The following is a 971-nucleotide window of genomic DNA, read 5'->3' on the forward strand; positions in this document are numbered from 1 at the left end:
GAACCCACGCACGTTGAAAAGTGCGGGGATGAGGTGTGGCTAGCGGTGAAATTCCAATCGAACTCGGAGATAGCTGGTTCTCCCCGAAATAGCTTTAGGGCTAGCCTCGGATCGGGACCCCGCCGGACGCGAGCGTAAGCTTGTGTCCGGTGGGACCCTTAGAGTCTTGGAGGTAGAGCACTGATTGGGCTAGGGGCCCTCATCGGGTTACCGAACTCAGTCAAACTCCGAATGCCAATGACTTATGTCCGGGAGTCAGACGGTGAGTGCTAAGATCCATCGTCAAAAGGGAAACAGCCCAGACCATCAGCTAAGGTCCCCAAGTATACGTTAAGTGGGAAACGATGTGGAGTTGCCCAGACAACCAGGATGTTGGCTTAGAAGCAGCCACCATTTAAAGAGTGCGTAATAGCTCACTGGTCGAGTGACTCTGCGCGGAAAATGTAACGGGGCTAAACGTATCACCGAAGCTATGGCAGTCCGTATGGACTGGGTAGGGGAGCGTTCCAAGCAGCAGTGAAGCCGTACTGGAAAGAGCGGTGGAGCGCTTGGAAGTGAGAATGCCGGTGTAAGTAGCGAAAAGACAAGTGAGAATCTTGTCCACCGAAAGCCTAAGGGTTCCTGGGGAAGGCTCGTCCTCCCAGGGTTAGTCGGGACCTAAGCTGAGGCCGAAAGGCGTAGGCGATGGACAACAGGTTGATATTCCTGTACCACCTTATGTTCCGCTTGAGCAATGGCGTGACGCAGGAGGATAGGGCGAGCGGCCTACTGGATGGCCGTCCAAGCAGCAAGCCTGGTGTGTAGGCAAATCCGCACACCGCAAGGGCAAGCTGTGATGGCGAGGGAAATTGTAGTACCGAAGTCCCTGATTTCACACTGCCAAGAAAAGCGTCTAGCGAGGAACAAGGTGCCCGTACCGCAAACCGACACAGGTAGGCGAGGAGAGAATCCTAAGGTGCGCGGGATAACTC

Annotated in this window: 1 rRNA gene; it reads left to right on the forward strand. The window is 54.9% G+C overall.

Features of this window, described 5'->3' with window-relative positions:
- Nucleotides 1-971: ribosomal RNA gene (locus ACFSO0_RS00580) — 23S ribosomal RNA — on the forward strand; the annotation flags it as partial.

The sequence above is a fragment of the Brevibacillus sp. GCM10020057 genome, from assembly GCF_042683565.1.
In the GTDB taxonomy this organism is placed as follows: domain Bacteria; phylum Bacillota; class Bacilli; order Brevibacillales; family Brevibacillaceae; genus Brevibacillus.